9 protein-coding genes and 19 tRNA genes are annotated in these 14,447 nt (G+C 66.1%); all 28 read right to left on the reverse strand.

The window, feature by feature from the left end:
- Positions 1-773: 773 nt before the first annotated feature.
- Positions 774-2,957, reverse strand: a complete 2,184-nt coding sequence (locus AC069I_RS18300) for a hypothetical protein (protein ID WP_478265932.1) — start codon at positions 2,955-2,957, stop codon at positions 774-776.
- A gap of 439 nt (positions 2,958-3,396) precedes the next feature.
- A tRNA-His gene (locus AC069I_RS18305) sits at positions 3,397-3,473 on the reverse strand.
- A 2-nt stretch (positions 3,474-3,475) separates the two neighbouring features.
- Positions 3,476-3,547: transfer RNA gene (locus AC069I_RS18310), tRNA-Val, on the reverse strand.
- A 156-nt stretch (positions 3,548-3,703) separates the two neighbouring features.
- A tRNA-Asn gene (locus AC069I_RS18315) sits at positions 3,704-3,776 on the reverse strand.
- Positions 3,777-3,863: 87 nt separating this feature from the next.
- Positions 3,864-3,937 (reverse strand) — tRNA-Lys (locus AC069I_RS18320).
- Positions 3,938-3,964: 27 nt separating this feature from the next.
- A tRNA-Ser gene (locus AC069I_RS18325) sits at positions 3,965-4,057 on the reverse strand.
- A gap of 8 nt (positions 4,058-4,065) precedes the next feature.
- A tRNA-Leu gene (locus AC069I_RS18330) sits at positions 4,066-4,152 on the reverse strand.
- Between the two features lie 4 nt (positions 4,153-4,156).
- Positions 4,157-4,229 (reverse strand) — tRNA-Gln (locus AC069I_RS18335).
- A gap of 15 nt (positions 4,230-4,244) precedes the next feature.
- A tRNA-Gln gene (locus tag AC069I_RS18340) sits at positions 4,245-4,316 on the reverse strand.
- Positions 4,317-4,323: 7 nt separating this feature from the next.
- Positions 4,324-4,397: transfer RNA gene (locus tag AC069I_RS18345), tRNA-Leu, on the reverse strand.
- Positions 4,398-4,431: 34 nt separating this feature from the next.
- Positions 4,432-4,507, reverse strand: a tRNA-Thr gene (locus AC069I_RS18350).
- Between the two features lie 13 nt (positions 4,508-4,520).
- A tRNA-Leu gene (locus AC069I_RS18355) sits at positions 4,521-4,594 on the reverse strand.
- A gap of 42 nt (positions 4,595-4,636) precedes the next feature.
- A tRNA-Phe gene (locus tag AC069I_RS18360) sits at positions 4,637-4,712 on the reverse strand.
- Positions 4,713-4,815: 103 nt separating this feature from the next.
- Positions 4,816-4,888 (reverse strand) — tRNA-Glu (locus AC069I_RS18365).
- 75 nt (positions 4,889-4,963) lie between these two features.
- Positions 4,964-5,037, reverse strand: a tRNA-Pro gene (locus AC069I_RS18370).
- Between the two features lie 31 nt (positions 5,038-5,068).
- Positions 5,069-5,141 (reverse strand) — tRNA-Asp (locus AC069I_RS18375).
- A gap of 32 nt (positions 5,142-5,173) precedes the next feature.
- Positions 5,174-5,247 (reverse strand) — tRNA-Arg (locus tag AC069I_RS18380).
- A 119-nt stretch (positions 5,248-5,366) separates the two neighbouring features.
- Positions 5,367-5,439, reverse strand: a tRNA-Gly gene (locus AC069I_RS18385).
- 34 nt (positions 5,440-5,473) lie between these two features.
- Positions 5,474-5,549, reverse strand: a tRNA-Arg gene (locus AC069I_RS18390).
- A 6-nt stretch (positions 5,550-5,555) separates the two neighbouring features.
- Positions 5,556-5,639 (reverse strand) — tRNA-Tyr (locus AC069I_RS18395).
- A 310-nt stretch (positions 5,640-5,949) separates the two neighbouring features.
- Positions 5,950-6,093 (reverse strand): hypothetical protein, encoded by a 144-nt coding sequence (locus AC069I_RS18400; protein ID WP_478265933.1) that lies wholly within the window; start codon positions 6,091-6,093, stop codon positions 5,950-5,952.
- A gap of 459 nt (positions 6,094-6,552) precedes the next feature.
- Positions 6,553-7,332 carry a hypothetical protein gene (locus tag AC069I_RS18405; RefSeq protein ID WP_478265934.1) on the reverse strand — a complete coding sequence of 260 codons (780 nt, stop codon included), beginning with the start codon at positions 7,330-7,332 and terminating at the stop codon, positions 6,553-6,555.
- A gap of 1,065 nt (positions 7,333-8,397) precedes the next feature.
- Positions 8,398-9,030 (reverse strand): hypothetical protein, encoded by a 633-nt coding sequence (locus AC069I_RS18410; RefSeq protein WP_478265935.1) that lies wholly within the window; start codon positions 9,028-9,030, stop codon positions 8,398-8,400.
- On the reverse strand, positions 9,005-9,421 hold the full coding sequence (locus tag AC069I_RS18415; RefSeq protein WP_478265936.1) for a hypothetical protein: 417 nt from the start codon (positions 9,419-9,421) through the stop codon (positions 9,005-9,007). Before AC069I_RS18415 ends, AC069I_RS18410 begins: the two co-directional genes overlap by 26 nt.
- 136 nt (positions 9,422-9,557) lie before the next feature.
- Entirely contained in the window at positions 9,558-10,085 is a 528-nt protein-coding gene (locus AC069I_RS18420) for a hypothetical protein (protein WP_478265937.1), read from the reverse strand.
- A gap of 222 nt (positions 10,086-10,307) precedes the next feature.
- Positions 10,308-10,664 carry a hypothetical protein gene (locus tag AC069I_RS18425; protein WP_478265938.1) on the reverse strand — a complete coding sequence of 119 codons (357 nt, stop codon included), beginning with the start codon at positions 10,662-10,664 and terminating at the stop codon, positions 10,308-10,310.
- Between the two features lie 58 nt (positions 10,665-10,722).
- Positions 10,723-11,136 (reverse strand): hypothetical protein, encoded by a 414-nt coding sequence (locus AC069I_RS18430; RefSeq protein WP_478265939.1) that lies wholly within the window; start codon positions 11,134-11,136, stop codon positions 10,723-10,725.
- 266 nt (positions 11,137-11,402) lie between these two features.
- Positions 11,403-14,378 (reverse strand): UvrD-helicase domain-containing protein, encoded by a 2,976-nt coding sequence (locus tag AC069I_RS18435; RefSeq protein ID WP_478265940.1) that lies wholly within the window; start codon positions 14,376-14,378, stop codon positions 11,403-11,405.
- Positions 14,379-14,447: the final 69 nt, after the last annotated feature.

Below are 14,447 nucleotides of genomic sequence, written 5' to 3' on the forward strand. Positions count from 1 at the left end.
TCAACCGGCGCGCGAACCGCGTGGCTTTGACCGGCGAGGCGCAGAGTTAGGCATCGACCGAAACCGATGGTTGTGCTGCGTTTGCGAAGTCCGCTCTACGGAAGGTCGTAAACTGTGGTTGAGATCCCTCGAATAGTGAGAGTTCGTTCGATCAGTGGAGCGATGTGCTCCCACGTTCCACCAGCGAGACCACACCCGATGCGGGGCAAGTGCACGGAGGCGCCGAGCTCGCCCGCGTGTTTGGCGACAGTGGACAGAGCCTTTTCCAGTGCGTCGTACCGTAACGGGACGGGGTTGCTGGCACTGCGGTAGCCGTGCTGAGCCACCATGTTAGCGATCCAGGTTTCGGATTCGACACGGACAAGGTCGACTGCGCCCAGGCAGAAGTCGGAACGCCGTGCCCAAGCGCGGTAGGCGTTTTCGAGCTCTGGCCAGCGGCGCGACAGTGCGACAACGAATCCTTTGCCCCACCCACCGCGATCGTTGCAAACATGCGCAATCACCCGGGCTCCGGTGGTTACAGGCTGGGTCGCGTCACCCGTGACGTACTGCAGAGTCATCGACCCGTCCTCTCATCTATTGCGTTGCGGCCAATGTGTGGGCACTTCAAAATGACCTGTTTGCTCAACTGTGGAGATGACGATGGCCTGCCGGGATCCCGGCAGGCCATCGTTGTGGTCAGTTGCGAGGAGAGGGAGGGCACTAGAGACCATTTACAGTGGGAGTAGAAGGAAGTCCCCTCATTGCCTCGCATGATCAGGATATCGGATTACTCAGGCCGGGATCAACTGGTTTAGCCGATCGAGCGTGATCACCTCCGTGCCCTCCGGCAGGTTCTCTGGAGCCTGGCTACCGAGGAAGGTCACTGGCCCGTTCAGCTCGGCGCCGAGATCCCAGATCGTCACCTCGGTACCCGCGGAACGCATCAGATCGACCAAGTAGCCGACGGTGAGGTAATCGCGCTGAAGCACCCCGCGGGCGAGTATGGCCGCGCTGACCCGGTTTCCCTCGACCTGGTTGAAGGTCGGGTTCCTTGCCAGGTACAGGTGAAGCCACGTCGCCGTCCAGCCACCGTCCGCTTCGCGAGCGAACACCGCCGGCAGGGCCACTCGTCCGGTGCCTCGCATCTCCGATCGTGTCCGCACGGTTCGGGCTTCGAACGGCGCCCCGGCGTGATCGCGCTCGCGGGTCATCCATCCGAACATCGATTCGGCGACTTCGTCGAAGGCTTCGCCGGAGTAGATGTTGACCTGCGGAACCACGTAGGCGGCGGCCACCGAGCCCAGCGGGAGGTCGATGAACTCGGTCGCACCGTCTGGTGCCGGTGCCTCGGTCAGGTCGCCCGAGTACACCGCGCCGCCGTCGTGGTAGTTCGTCCACGACACGTGCCCGGCGTAGCGGAACTCGGCGTCCAGCAGCAGCGCGGACAGGTCGAAGTCGGTGTGCTGGCTGGCCTGGCACCAATGGGTGAAGAACCGCAGGATCTCGCCCTCGATCCGGCTGTGCGAGCCGCGGGGCAGCACGGCGAACCCGTCCTCGCTTGCCTTGCCCGACAGCGGCAGCGCCACCGACAGTACGGCCGGGTCGACCACCAGGCGCTCCCGCCGCGGGAGCCGGGCGGTCAGCTCGGCGTCGATCAGCCCACAGGCGTGCGCGATGACCTCACCCGGCAGCGGAGGCCGGGTGTCGGCGGTGACCCATGCCCTGCGGGAGCGGGTGGTGAACACCCGCGCGACGTCCGGCGCGGCGCGGTTGGCCAGGTGCTCGCGCACCGAGCAGAGCACGCGCCCGGACACCTTCCCGAGAACCTGCATCATCGCCTCGAACACCGCGTCGCGCGCGGGCGCGTCGGCGTGGCGCAGCAGCCTGTCCAGCGATCGCATCAGCATTCCCGGCGCGGCGGTGAGGATGTCGGCGGCGCCGGCGTGATCGCCGCGCGCGAACGCCAGCTCCGCCCGCCCGGCTAGCGACGTGACCGCACGGCCGCGGGCGACCTCGAACGCCTCGGCCGCGTGCGGGAACTGGTCGAACTCGTGCGGGTGCAGGCCCTCGCCGAGGCGCTTGAACCGGTTCGCAAACCGGGCGACGTCGCCGAGCTTGCCCTCGCCGTCGGCCACGACGCGGTCCAGCGCCGCCATCAGCGCGCGGCGCTCGCGGCGGGTAAAGCTGCGGAACTTGGTCGGCTCGGCCAGCGTGACGTCGCCGCCGCTGGCCTGGCACGCGGCGCGCAGCACGTCAAGCACCGTGTCCACCGCCAGCAGCGGGCGGCCCGCGGCGAGGCGGGCGGCGTTGAGCACGGCACGGTTCTCCCGCACCGGCACGCCGTCCAGCTCGACCTCACCGCAGATCTCGGCGAGGTCGGCGAGCAGCTGCAGGTCGGCCTCGCCCAGCGGAGTGGTCGACTCGGCCAGCGCCCGGTACAGGGCGGTCGTCTCCTCGGCGAGAGTGCCGCCGAGCCGCACGAGCGTGATGCGGTCCTTGACCGAGGGGATCAGCTCGTCGTGCGCGGCGAGCAGCTCGGCGTAGGTGTGCTGGTAGCGGCCGTAGCGGGGCAGGTTCAGCAGCCCCACCAGGCGCTGGTCGAGTGCGGCCAGCAGCTCGGCGTCGGTCGGCGCCGCACGGGTGCCGCGGGCGTGCGGTGCGACGAGGGCGTCGCGCAGGCAGCGCACCCAGAATTCGACGGTGTCGGGCACGCCGTGCGGGAAGTCGCGGAAGTAGGCGTTGTGGGCGACGTGGTCGCCGACCAGCTCGCGGACCGCCGCGACGACGTCGACGGCCAGGTCCATCGCCGCCCCCGGCTCCAGCCCGGAGACGTGCTCCAGCAGGTCACCGGTGGCCTTGAACCCGGCTCCGGCCAGGACCGCGTCCATCTGCCGGGCCACGGCTGCGCCGTCGCCGGCGGCCGCGGGGCTGCGCGGGACGCGCAGCGTCCTGGTGATGATCATCCTCGCGTGCATACTCACGTCCTTCGCTCGTCAGGTGATCGGGCCCGCGCGGTGGCGGAGCCCGGATGTCGGTGCCGCCCGGTTCGGGCGGATGCGCGTGCCCGCGCTGGCCGGCGCCGCTGGGTGCGCGCAACCTGTTCCGCGAATCGGGGTTGCGGGGCGGGGCGGGCGGTCAGCGAGGCTGCGCGCGGCCGCCGTCGACCGGTGGAACGTCGGGATCTCCCACAGCGGAGCAGGACATCGGCGGAGACCCACCCGGGAGTCGAACCCGGTGATCAACCACGGCTTTGCAGGCCGCGCCACGACCGTCGTGAAGTGGGTCGGACAGCTCCGGCGTGAACTCCGGGCCTGGGGCCGCGCGCCGTGGTGTCGATTCACCTGGGCGGGGCTTATGGGGCCCCGCTAGTTGCGGAACCGCGCGCGCTGCCGCCAGGTGCTTCCCGCGGGGAAGTGGGGTGGCCGGCCGGACTCGCACCGGCTTCGCCCGGGGTCACAACCCGGGGCCTCGTCTCCTTCGGCGTCGGCCACAGTCGTCCCACCAGGAGTCGAACCCGGGACCGGCCCGGTGTGAACGGGCTGCTCTTCCGCTGAGCTACAGGACGTCGCCCCCGCGCCGAACGTCGCGGGGTCTTGCTACTGGTGGAAGACGTGGGTGTCGAACCCACCACGACGATCGTGCAAGGATCGTCTGCGCTCCGGCGCGTCCCCCGATCGCGCGTCGTCCCTGGCTCCACACGGGGACGCTGGGCGCGACGCAGCTCCCCCGCCAGGACTCGAACCTGGTGTCGCCCGATTAACAGTCGGGTGCGCAGCCTGTTGCGCCTCGAGGGAATAAACGTGGTTCCCCCAGCAGGAGTCGAACCTGCACTCTCCGCCGTCGGAAGGCGGCGCCGTATCCGTTGGGCCACAGGGGCGAAGTGGGCCGCCAGGGATTCGAACCCCGAACCCGCCGGGTAAAAGCCGGCTGCGCTGCGCGGTTGAGCTAGCGACCCAGGTCACCGCCATCTTCATGGGCGGTGTGGCGGAGGATGCAGGATTTGAACCTGCGCGGCGCTCGTCACGCCGACCACCGTTTTCGAGACGGCTGCCTTTCCGGGCTCGGCCAGCCCTCCAAGGTGCGTGCCCCCGGCAGGAGTCGAACCTGCATGCCCGCCACCGCGGGCGCGCGGGTTTGAGCCGCGTGCGTCAGCCGTTTCGCCACGGGGGCGTTGCTGCCCGTCGAGGATTCGAACCTCGGATCTCCGCGATCAGAGCGCGGTGTCGTGCCAGCTGGACCAACGGGCATCGGGGTGCGGCCGGCTCCCGGTCCAGGGCTCGAACCTGGGCTCACGGATCCAAAGTCCGGCGTGCTGCCAGCTACACCAACCGGGAATGTGCGTGCCCCCACCAGGATTTGAACCTGGACTGGCCGCGGCCTGAACGCGGTGCCTCTTCCAGTTGGGCTACAGGGGCGTCGCCGTCGTCCCAGACGAGCCGGGCGAGGCGGTGGAGCCGCACCTGGGAATCGAACCCAGTGCCTCCCGTTTACGAGACGGGTGCTCGGCCAGGTGAGCTTGTGCGGCAAGTCGGCTCGCGTGCGGCTCCGGGGACTCGAACCCCGACTGGACTGGACCTCGGCCAGCTGCCTCTGCCGGTTGGGCTAGAGCCGCGCGACGGCGCTCGCGCCGCGCGGAAGCCGTCGAGGTCATGCGTGGTGGCTCCCCAGGGACTCGAACCCTGAACCTCCGGGGCTTCACTCCGGTGCTCTGCCTGCTGAGCTAAAGAGCCGTGCGGGAACGTGTCGTTGGGGCTGGAGCACCGCGCCCGAAGGCGAAGCCCTCCACCCCGAGGGGGCCACCCTCGGGGTGGAGGCGAGCCGGGACCCCTCGCGTAGCGCGTACGGGACTCGAACCCGTGTCTCCCGGGCGAGAACCGGGGATCCGTGCCAACTGGACCAACGCGCCCTTCGGGATCGCAGCTGCGAGCCCTGGGGAAGGCCGGACGTCGAGCGGCGCGTGCCGCTCGAGAACTGGCCGTCGTCGGATACCTGGGAGTCGAACCCAGTGTCTCCTGATCCCAAATCAGGTGGGGTCGCCAGTGCCCCTCGCATCCGGTGCGATCGGCGCGGCCGCGCCGTTCTTGAGCGCTCACGACGGGACTCGAACCCGCGATCGCCGCATCGACAGTGCGGCGCCCTCGCCGCTGGGCCACGTGAGCACCGGCACGCCGGCGCGTCGCGCGCCGGCCAGCACCCCTACCAGGACTCGAACCTGGCACCTCCGCGTTCGTAGCGCGACGCTCTGTCCAGCTGAGCTACAGGGGCATGTCGTTGGTGCGTAGCCGATCCGGGTATCGATCCCGGTCCCCGCCTCGAAAGGGCGGTGACCTAGCCAGCAGTCCCATCGGCCTTGACCGGCATTCCGCAGCTGCGGGTGTGTTGCGAGCGGCCGGCGGGCATCGAACCCGCTGCTTCGGTTTGGAAGACCGACGTGTCCGCCGGGTTCACCACGGCCGCGCGATCGCGCCGAGTCGGCCGCGGCCGTCGACCCTGGTGCCCCCAGCAGGACTCGAACCTGCGACCGTCGGCTTAGGAGGCCGCTGCTCTGTCCGCTGAGCTACGGGGGCTTGAGGTGGTGAAGGAGGGAGTCGAACCCCCTGTGCCACGAGGACGCCCGGTTTACAGCCGGGTGGGGCTCCGACAGCCCCATCTTCACCGGTGGGTCCGGCCGCACGGTGGCGGCCGGACCCGGTGCTCGCCCAGGCCGCCGGTGCGGCGACGGGGACGAGCCTGGGAAATGTCTTGCTCCGCTGTGTAGATGTCAAAGAACCGCGCCAGACCCATCGCGAAATAGGCGACATAAAGCACCGGCGGATGGAGTCGAACCCCCGGCAAACGGTTTTGGAGACCGCCGCGCTACCGCTAGCTCGCCGATAGGAATTAATTGTTTTCAGGGTGCGCAACATAGAGAAAGCCGCCCGGATCGGTTTCCCGATGGGCGGCTCCCTCGACATGACGAGACCTACGTCATGGTGGGGAGCCCGCGCCGCCCAGAAGGCTCTCTTCCTGCCAGCAGAAAGGCTTCTGGTGGTCGTCGTTCGACGAGCACACGACAGCGAACGCGGCGGCCAGATACTGGCGTCGCGCCCCTCGCTCCCGCATGGTCGTCATGACTGCTCCTTCGTTCGCTGATGTGCATTCATCATCGCCCATAAGCCTGCGCGGGTCAATCGTATTTTGCAGAAACGTCGAACACATGGTTGCTCGCCGCGATCGGTCCCGCAATTCCTGGACGGCGAGGACGGTCAGGGCATCGGTCTGGGAGTGCTGTTGCGCCCGTGCCGGGCGGCGATGGTGGGCGTTGTCACCGCCCGGCAGGTGCTCGTCAGTACCCGGCGTCGGACACGTAGTTGGGGTCGTCCCCAGTTCCTACCGCGACAAGGCCCCAGAACGCCACACGCGTCAAGCGCGCACAGCACGGTATGCAGCACCGGGATCGTGCGGGACACAGTCCGAGCGCGGGGCGGTTCAAGGATAGAAAGGCTTGAGCGGTACAAATGCCGTTGAAGCCGGTTATGTGCCGCCGCGAGATTGGTGGCATCGCCATGTCAGCGCCTGTGGCTGACCGACTCAGTCGTCACGTGCTTCTGCGATGACAGCGCGCACAGTGGCCAGATCGTAGCTGCGATCGGCGACGTCATGGTCGCGGATGCCGCCGGCCGCGGTGTGGTCGTGGCGATGGATGTCCTCAAGCTCGGACGCGGGGATGTCGAACGCTGCGGCGTTCTTGTGTTCCGAAGCGAGATGACACCGAAGGTCCCGTTCGCTGCGTGCGCTCTGGACTGTCGCGTGCCATTCGTCGGAGGAAGGAAGGCCGCGGATCTCGACGTAGACATTATGGGCTGCGTCCGGGATGGTCCACGAGACACCAAGAGACTCGGTGAGGACCATGGTCGGGTGTCCGCTCATCGGACGGGTATACCTGAGCAGCGCGATATCACGAGGGACGGTGTCGCCAGGGAAGAACACTCGTCCCAGGGCGGCTCCGGTAGGTGACGCGAGGAGACCGCGGGCGTGGAGATCGTGAGCGGCGTCTGTTGCCAGGCTGTTGATGTGGTGGCCGAGGTAGCCCGCCAGATAGTTGGCTGTGCACCCCAGCTGGGCTCCGTCGTCCGTGGTGGCCGCCGCCGGTACGTCCACAGCACGGCCGGGCGGTCTCCCACATCCGGCGTGGTCGCGAACCGTCTCGAGATCAGCGAGAAGGGCGTAGCCGATGCCTATGGCGGCATTGGCGACCGCGACCGGTGCGAGAACATCCGAGTCGGGAAGACGCCGAGGTAGGGAGCCGATGAGGTCCTCGGCGCGTGAGAGCGCATCCCGGGCCCGGCTGTGATCGGAAGGATGGTTCATGGAAACTCCAGGTAGTGGCGCGACTACGTCAGTGAGATGCCGAGCTTGAGCAAGTGGTGATCGACGAGACGACACGGCTCACGACGCGCGTAATCTTGTGGACCGATCGCGCGGTTGCGCTGGCGCGAGTGGGCAATCCGCGCCGCCCGGGACTGTGCAAGTGTTGCCTCGGCTGTTCGACAACCCCAGCAGGAATACCGTGGCCTCCTCTGTCGTGTCGAACCCTGACCACCATTTCCGGTGTTTGGCCGGGAGACGGGTGTCCTCGGTGGCGTGCCAGTGCTCCTTCCAGGACTGAGGCGGGTTCTTCGCCCTCGGGCTCCGGTAAGCGATGTGCCCGATCAGGGTCTGCGACGCCGACGAATCCCCGGCCCACACCTCGTAGGTTGCGCCGTCCCACACCGCCACGGTGTGCCGCAACGACGTGACCGTCGTCCGGGTACGTCCTTGCCTGATTCTCATCGAGTCGGGTTCCTTTCCTCGTTTGTGGTGTCAGCGAATGTGGCCGGGCCGAGTTCCTCGTCGTGCGTTTCACCGACTTCCTATGAGTCATGCGCTGCGCATGGGCTACTGGCGGTTCTCTGCGATCCGGCGGGCGGCGACACTGAAGCAGCGGACTCGGTCGTGCTCCGGCAGTGCTGCGTTCGGCCAGCAGCGACGGCACATCCGGCAGGGAGCGATACCGGCTCCTCGCAGCAGCCGCACCACCCGCTCAGCGTCTGGCGAATCGGTCGCAGCGAGAACCTGGGTGATCAAATGGAGTCTGCCTTGGCTGGCTGTTCCGCAGTTGGTCATGCCGGGAACGCTGAGTCCACCTTGATGGATGCCAGCGTGATGCTGGAACGGCGCCGTGACGCCGATGATCGTGGCACCGGTGCCGAACCGTTCCGCGATCAGTTCTCGGACGTCGGAATCAGTGGCATGGCTGGGAAGCAGGAGTGGCTCAGGATGCGTGCTCAACGCCGGACCTCCGTACAGATTCGGAAGTGGTCGCGTCCGGTGCGCTGCGTGCAGCCCGGGCAAGGGGCGGCTGGGCCGGACGGCAGAATGGAGCCCGGCTTGTGCTCAGCGATCCTGCTGGTCGACATCATGTGAGCCGAGAATGGGCTTGTAGACGCCGTCGGTCGCATCGAGAACAGACTCGGTGAGGCTGATCCTGGCGGGCGCCAGCAACGCTTCCAGTAGCACCGCGAGACATTCCTCCTCGGGGAGCGCGGACTCCGTGGGGGCACCAGCGCCCGCGTGAAGGTGGCTAACGCGTTCGAGCAAGCTCTCGTGCCGGGCTGTCCTGCTGGTGAAGTGTTCTGCCGTCACGTGATTCGGGCGGTACTCGGTGACGACCGAGTAGAGCCTCGTGGGCGCCGTGGGTGTTCTGGTCTTCGTTCGGGTGTAGATCCGGACGTCCGACTGCCGGCACACATCGGCAATGTCGCAGACGATCGCATCAGGTGACGAGTCGGCCCGGGTCAACCTTGCGTCATGCATGCACCGGATTGCGGCCTCGCCGGATGGGCCGAGTATGCCGGAGACGAGGTGGGTGCCGGTGAGTATTCCGAGGCAGACGCTCAGCCGCGCCTCGCGGCACTCGTAGTGGTCGTGGAAGAGAATCTGGTCGTCGTGGCAGATTATCAGGTCGAAAGTCACTGCACGGCCGGATGCGTCGTCGGCGGACTCAGTGTTCGCTGGCCCGACCGTCATGATCTGCGTCCTCCCCTCGACGTGCAGGGGTTGCTCCGGACGTGGGTTGATGACTCAGGCGAGCGAGTTCCGCAGCGCAAGGCGCCTGTTCACGGGTCCCGCGATGGCCGGAGCCGATGCACCAGTGCAATCCCGCGAACGTGATGCCTCCCGGTTGGAATGCCAGGATCGCCAGCGCCCGGCTGACCGCCACGAACGCCTGCTGCGTGTGCTTGCCGTGGAACATCAGGTCGTCGGCATGGGCCGCGATCACCGACGCGGCCTGTGACGCTTGGTGCTGGCGTTGAGCTTCTGTCAGGTGCTCGATGTCGCCGAGAGCCACCAGGACGCCGAGAGGGAGTGCCGCCTCCAGCGCCGAGTGATCGTCCAGGGGGTTGTGGGAGGTTGACACGATCTTTACTTCCTCGCGAGGTCGACGACGTGCCGCAACGCTGGGACGGGGGTGTGCGGCACCTGGGAGAGGCAGCGCCGCCATGAGGGAGAATTGCCAGCGGCTCGGAGCCGTGACAGATCCCGCGGCGGATGGTTCAGATAATCGCCGGCAGCCGCCATGTCACCGGTCTAATGCGGCGGGCGCCGGACTTGGCGTACGAGGCGGCAAGGGTTCCGTGATAGGAGATGACGTCGTAGGCATTGATCCATACGGCGAACCACGGTTCTGCCGCTTTGCCCCGCCGGAGTTCGGTGTCTGCGGCCTCCAGCATGTTGGGGTCCAGCCGTGGCGACGACGTCCGGTAGCGGTCCAGTCGGCCACGGATCATGGGGCACGCCTCGCCGGTGTACTTGGCACACCAAGGATGCAGCGCGGGCTCGACGGTGCATTGATGAGGCAAGTCCGACAACCGCATCATGAGGACAGCTGGAGTTTGCAGCGGATTACCGCACACGCCGCACGATCGTTTCGCCACGGCGCGTTGCATGCGTTCGCGATCGATTCTGCCAAACAGAAACCGACCGTCCTCTGTCCGGGGCGTGATATACGGGACGACCAGTCCGCCTACAGTCGGGCAGTGCGACAGTGACTCCGGGATCGGTGGAGCGACGGGGTCCGTCATCGTTTGGCTCCTTGCTATCGCAGGTAGGCGGCGTTGGCGCGACTGCTCGTCTGGATCCCTTGGCGGGCACGGCATCCACACGTCGTCCGTCGCTGGGGCGTGGTCGCTGGCGAGCCGGTTGCTATGCGACGCTCACCTGGCGCGCTGGCGGCCGTTGATCACGGACGTCGGCCGCGCTGGAAGGGCTGGCTCTGGGCTCTGTAACTCTGCTATGGCCAGGTTTCAGCCCGCGGGGTGCTGGCCAGCGAGCCAGCTGACTACGGTGCGCCGACGGACGAGCACCGGTCGTTCGTCGCGGACGACGAATTCGGCGCCGAAGCCACCGTCATTCTCGTCGAGGATTTGTACGTCATAGGTGCGTGCACAGGCGGCGCACAGCACCAGGTGGGCGTCGTGCATCCAGTCGCCGTCCAGCCTGGCCATCCGGCCACAGCACGGTGCGATCACATCCAGCCTGCCACCGGGGATCGTCTCGGTGTACCGGCGGACAGTGACGCCAGGGATGAGCCGCTTGGGGTCGACGCTGTCGGTGGGACCGTAGAAACCTCGCGGGCCGCGATTGTGTTCGGGTACCGGCATGGCGGTGCTCCTTATGGATGGCTCTTGAGGTGTCCAGCCGGAGTCGCACAGAACGGGGCTATGCCAGCAGCCACCGGCGGAACGTGGGCGATTCTCGATAGGGATCGAGGTGCCGCGGGTCGTCGCCCTCGCGGGTACGACGCGCTACCACATGCCACCAGCGCAACAGCGCGCGTACGGCTCGGACTCGGCTGGGCACGTTCGGCAGGAAGTAGACGAGTCCCGCGTCCTCCAGCAGATGTGCGCGGTCGCGGTAAGCGGTGGGTGCCCATCTGCCGCTCATCCGGACGATCCCGCCGATCGTGGTGACGGGCTGAGGAATACCGAAGAACTCGGCCGCCTGCGCGTCGATGCTGACAATCAGTACGGTATGGCCGTCCGTCGCGTCGATGGCCGGTATCAGCTGGGCGGTGCCGCTGAAGGCATCGCGCTCATTGACCAGCAGTGTGGTGACCTTGCTGGGTCCACTCATCGTGGTACCTCCATGGCTGGACGACCTGGCTGACAGGCGACGCGGGGACATGTACGTGGTGGGCCCGTCGGCACGGATGCCACGACAGGGCCGGCCCCCACGAGGCTGGGCAGGCCCGACCACTTCCTGTTCGGTGGTGACGGGACTTGCGTGGTACATGCCGCCCACCGGCAACGTGACGGCATCACCGTCAGTGAAGGACCGCCGGTGCGGATGTATCACCATGACGGAGACGTATCCCGCACCGGCGGTCCAGTTCGCGCAGGTCAGACAACCTGCGCGAACTGCTCGGAATCACTCGTGGCACCCGGTCCGGTGCTCACGTCCTCGTCGTCCCGGTCATCCGGGGCGATGCCTTGAGCTCGCAGGGCGTTCTTCTTGTCGCGCTCCATCAGGGCAGCGACGATCCGTTCGTGGCTGCTCTCGATCGGAGGGTTCTTCACGGTTCCGTACGACAGCACATACTGGCTGTGCATCGCCCGCGTGAACGCGACGTAGAACATGCGCCTGGTGTCCTGACTCATCGTCGTGTCCTCTTTGTAGAGAACAACGACGTTGTCGAACTCGAGGCCCTTCGCTCCATGGATCGTCGAGACGACGAGATCGGCCTTGGCCTCGATGTTCTTCCGCTTGCGCTCCTGATTCTTCCTCTTGTTCACGTTGAGCTTCTGCTGGTTGCGCCGGATCTCGAAACTCAACAGATTCTCGCGGAGCCTGTCGAAGAACACCGCGTGGGGCAGGGTGCCCCGGTCGCACAGGTCGACCCAGCCGCTGATAACGGCGCTGTTTTCCACCCACCAATCGGATGTCGCATCGAGGATCGCCTTCGCGACACTGGGTTTGCTGGCGTTCTTCGCCAGCTTGACCATGTTGTCCGCGATTCCCTGGGTCACCACGAACGAGGCATGGCCAGGCTGAACCTGCAGGACGTCATTCCAGTAGCAGCTGATGTATTTGGAGAAGATATCCGTGGCGTACACCCTGTCGCTGACGAGGGACGCGATACGCCTGGCCGGATACCTCTTCTCCAGCTCCGCCTGGATCAGGGCCACCTCTTTCCGTGAGTAGGCCAGGAATGCGACCTGCTCACCCCGATCGAGGCAGGCGTCCACGTAGTCGGGGAACACTGTGTTGCGCATGATCGGCTGCAGGTCCTGAGTGATGAACGTCTGAAGCTTGGAAACCTCGTAGTAGGCCAAGGTGACCTTCTCCTGGAAGGAGCTGGCGGTCGGAACCTGAAGTGAGTTCGCCCGCAACTGAATGTTCGCGAACTGGTTGGTCTCCAGCCCGCCGAGGACGACGTTCGCGAAATCCAGGATTTCCTGATTGCTGCGATAGTTCGTCGTGAGCTTGAACGTCGCGAAGACCCCGGATCCTTCGAGCGTGTTCAAGGCTCTCGGGTTAGCCGAACGGAACTCGTACAGCGTCTGGGACGCGTCACCGACGATGAACAGGCTCTGTGCGTGTTTGGTGACGTATTTCAGCACATAGATGAATTCGAACACCGAGTTGTCTTGCACCTCGTCGATGATGAGGTATCTCGATCGCACGTGGCCAGGCTCGGACATCACATCGATCTTCTGATAGCAGATGATGATCTGCAGTTCCAGCGATGTCTGCTGGATGCGGTCGAGGAGCGCGATCACCTTGTCGAAGTGATTCTCGACGAAGGTGTTCAGGGCAGTGAACGCCCCGGTCTTGTTCTGGTCCACCCACAGTAGCCTCGCCCTGAAGTCCGCGGCGAACTGATCGTGGGGGTAGAAGATGTCGATGGAGTTGATGATGGTATCGATTGCGGAGATGTTGTGGGTCGGATGGTTCAGCGTATAGATGTCAATCAGCATCCGAGCGATCGTCATCGATCCGACGTCAGGGTTCTTCGCCGTGATGTTGTCCGCCGCGGCGTTGGTGAACGACAGGACAGTGATGTCGCTGGCGGGCACACCGCACGCCTCGAGGTACTTGATGCGCTCGAGGATGACTGTCGACTTTCCCGTACCCGCGCCAGCCTGGGTCATCACGAGCGGTTCGTGCGTGGTGAGCGCGTTCAATTGCTGTGTGGACAGATGCGGCAGCAGCGCCGGTGGCGTGGCTGGCTGTGCCGGGACGACCAACTGGTGCTTCATCCGGTCTAACTGGTCGAGCGTGTGGTTCATCAGCAGACTGAGGTTCTGCTTGGACAGCGTCGTCGCCTTCGTGCCGGAGAAGGTGCTCTCGAGTGTCCGATGGATCTGCCGGTAGGCCTCCAGCGGGACGTTGTAGTTCTCGAGATACCGCAGCTGGAGCGCGAGCATGTTCAGCTGCTCGTCGGTCGGCTGCGCAGGCATTTCGCTGATGTACTGGCACACCTCATCACCGATCGCCTCCGAGTCCCAGATCTGTGCCAGTCGCACGATCCGCTCGTGAATCGGGTAGTCCTGCAGCCAGGCATCGAGCTCGTCCGGGTTCGCACAGGAGAGGTTCCACCTGCCGAGCTCACGATCGATGAAGGCACGCGCGTTCTCGATCGGGCTGGTGTCCCACGACAGGTACACCGCGGTGTCGGGTCGGCGGTAGGCGGCCCTGAACTGCTCGATCGACGCACGTGCGGGTTCGACCACGCCCTTCTTGATGAAGTACAGCTCCATCCGGTAGAGGATGACCAGCTCACGCTTCGTCCTGTCCCCTGACTTGTCTTCGTAGAGGGTCAGGCCCTGCGGGGTCATGTCGAAACAGATATGCCAGTCGTGGGGCTGGTGCGACGGCGTGTCGACAGCGAATCGGTCGTCTACGGGCGGTGTTCCCACCGTGAAGGCACCGCCGGCCAGCAGGGCCCGTCGGATCATCGGTGCCAGCGGGACGGCGGTCGTGGTGATGTCATGCTGTGTCGAGCTCTGTTTCGTCTCGATATCCTGTGCGACGGCGTAGGCGGTGTTGGTGGCGGTGTTGATCGGCCGGAGGCTTTCGTTGAGCAGGCCAGTCTTGTGGCCGGACCCCGTCAGCTTGGCGGAGAAGAACTTCGCGTCAACGGATTTCACGGCCACGGTGGACGCCGAGAGGTCGAGGTCATCGAGCAAGATGGGCATGATGTCGTCTTTCGTCGAGCGGGCCGAGAGCCGCGGTGAGAGGTCTGAAAGCGCAGCGCGTGCCTGTTCCGTGCTATGAGATCCGGTGACTGCGAACCAGGCGATGAGTGCGATCGAGCACATGAGCGCGGGCAGGGCTCGCGTCTGACGACGAGCCCTGCCCGCGCTTCTCTCCACTCGCCCGTCAGGGGCCGTCAGGCCCCTGAAAGCCGGGACCGTGGTGCGTGCTGTGCTCAGCGGGTACCC

Source organism: Amycolatopsis sp. NPDC043885 (genome assembly GCF_056435685.1).

Bases quoted from the DNA above. Each gene is read 5' to 3' on its own strand.
- AC069I_RS18300 (WP_478265932.1), bottom strand. From the start codon at position 2,957: ATGCACGCGAGGATGATCATCACCAGGACGCTGCGCGTCCCGCGCAGC.
- AC069I_RS18400 (WP_478265933.1), bottom strand. From the start codon at position 6,093: ATGACGACCATGCGGGAGCGAGGGGCGCGACGCCAGTATCTGGCCGCC.
- AC069I_RS18405 (WP_478265934.1), bottom strand. From the start codon at position 7,332: ATGAACCATCCTTCCGATCACAGCCGGGCCCGGGATGCGCTCTCACGC.
- AC069I_RS18410 (WP_478265935.1), bottom strand. From the start codon at position 9,030: ATGACGGTCGGGCCAGCGAACACTGAGTCCGCCGACGACGCATCCGGC.
- AC069I_RS18420 (WP_478265937.1), bottom strand. From the start codon at position 10,085: ATGACGGACCCCGTCGCTCCACCGATCCCGGAGTCACTGTCGCACTGC.
- AC069I_RS18425 (WP_478265938.1), bottom strand. From the start codon at position 10,664: ATGCCGGTACCCGAACACAATCGCGGCCCGCGAGGTTTCTACGGTCCC.
- AC069I_RS18430 (WP_478265939.1), bottom strand. From the start codon at position 11,136: ATGAGTGGACCCAGCAAGGTCACCACACTGCTGGTCAATGAGCGCGAT.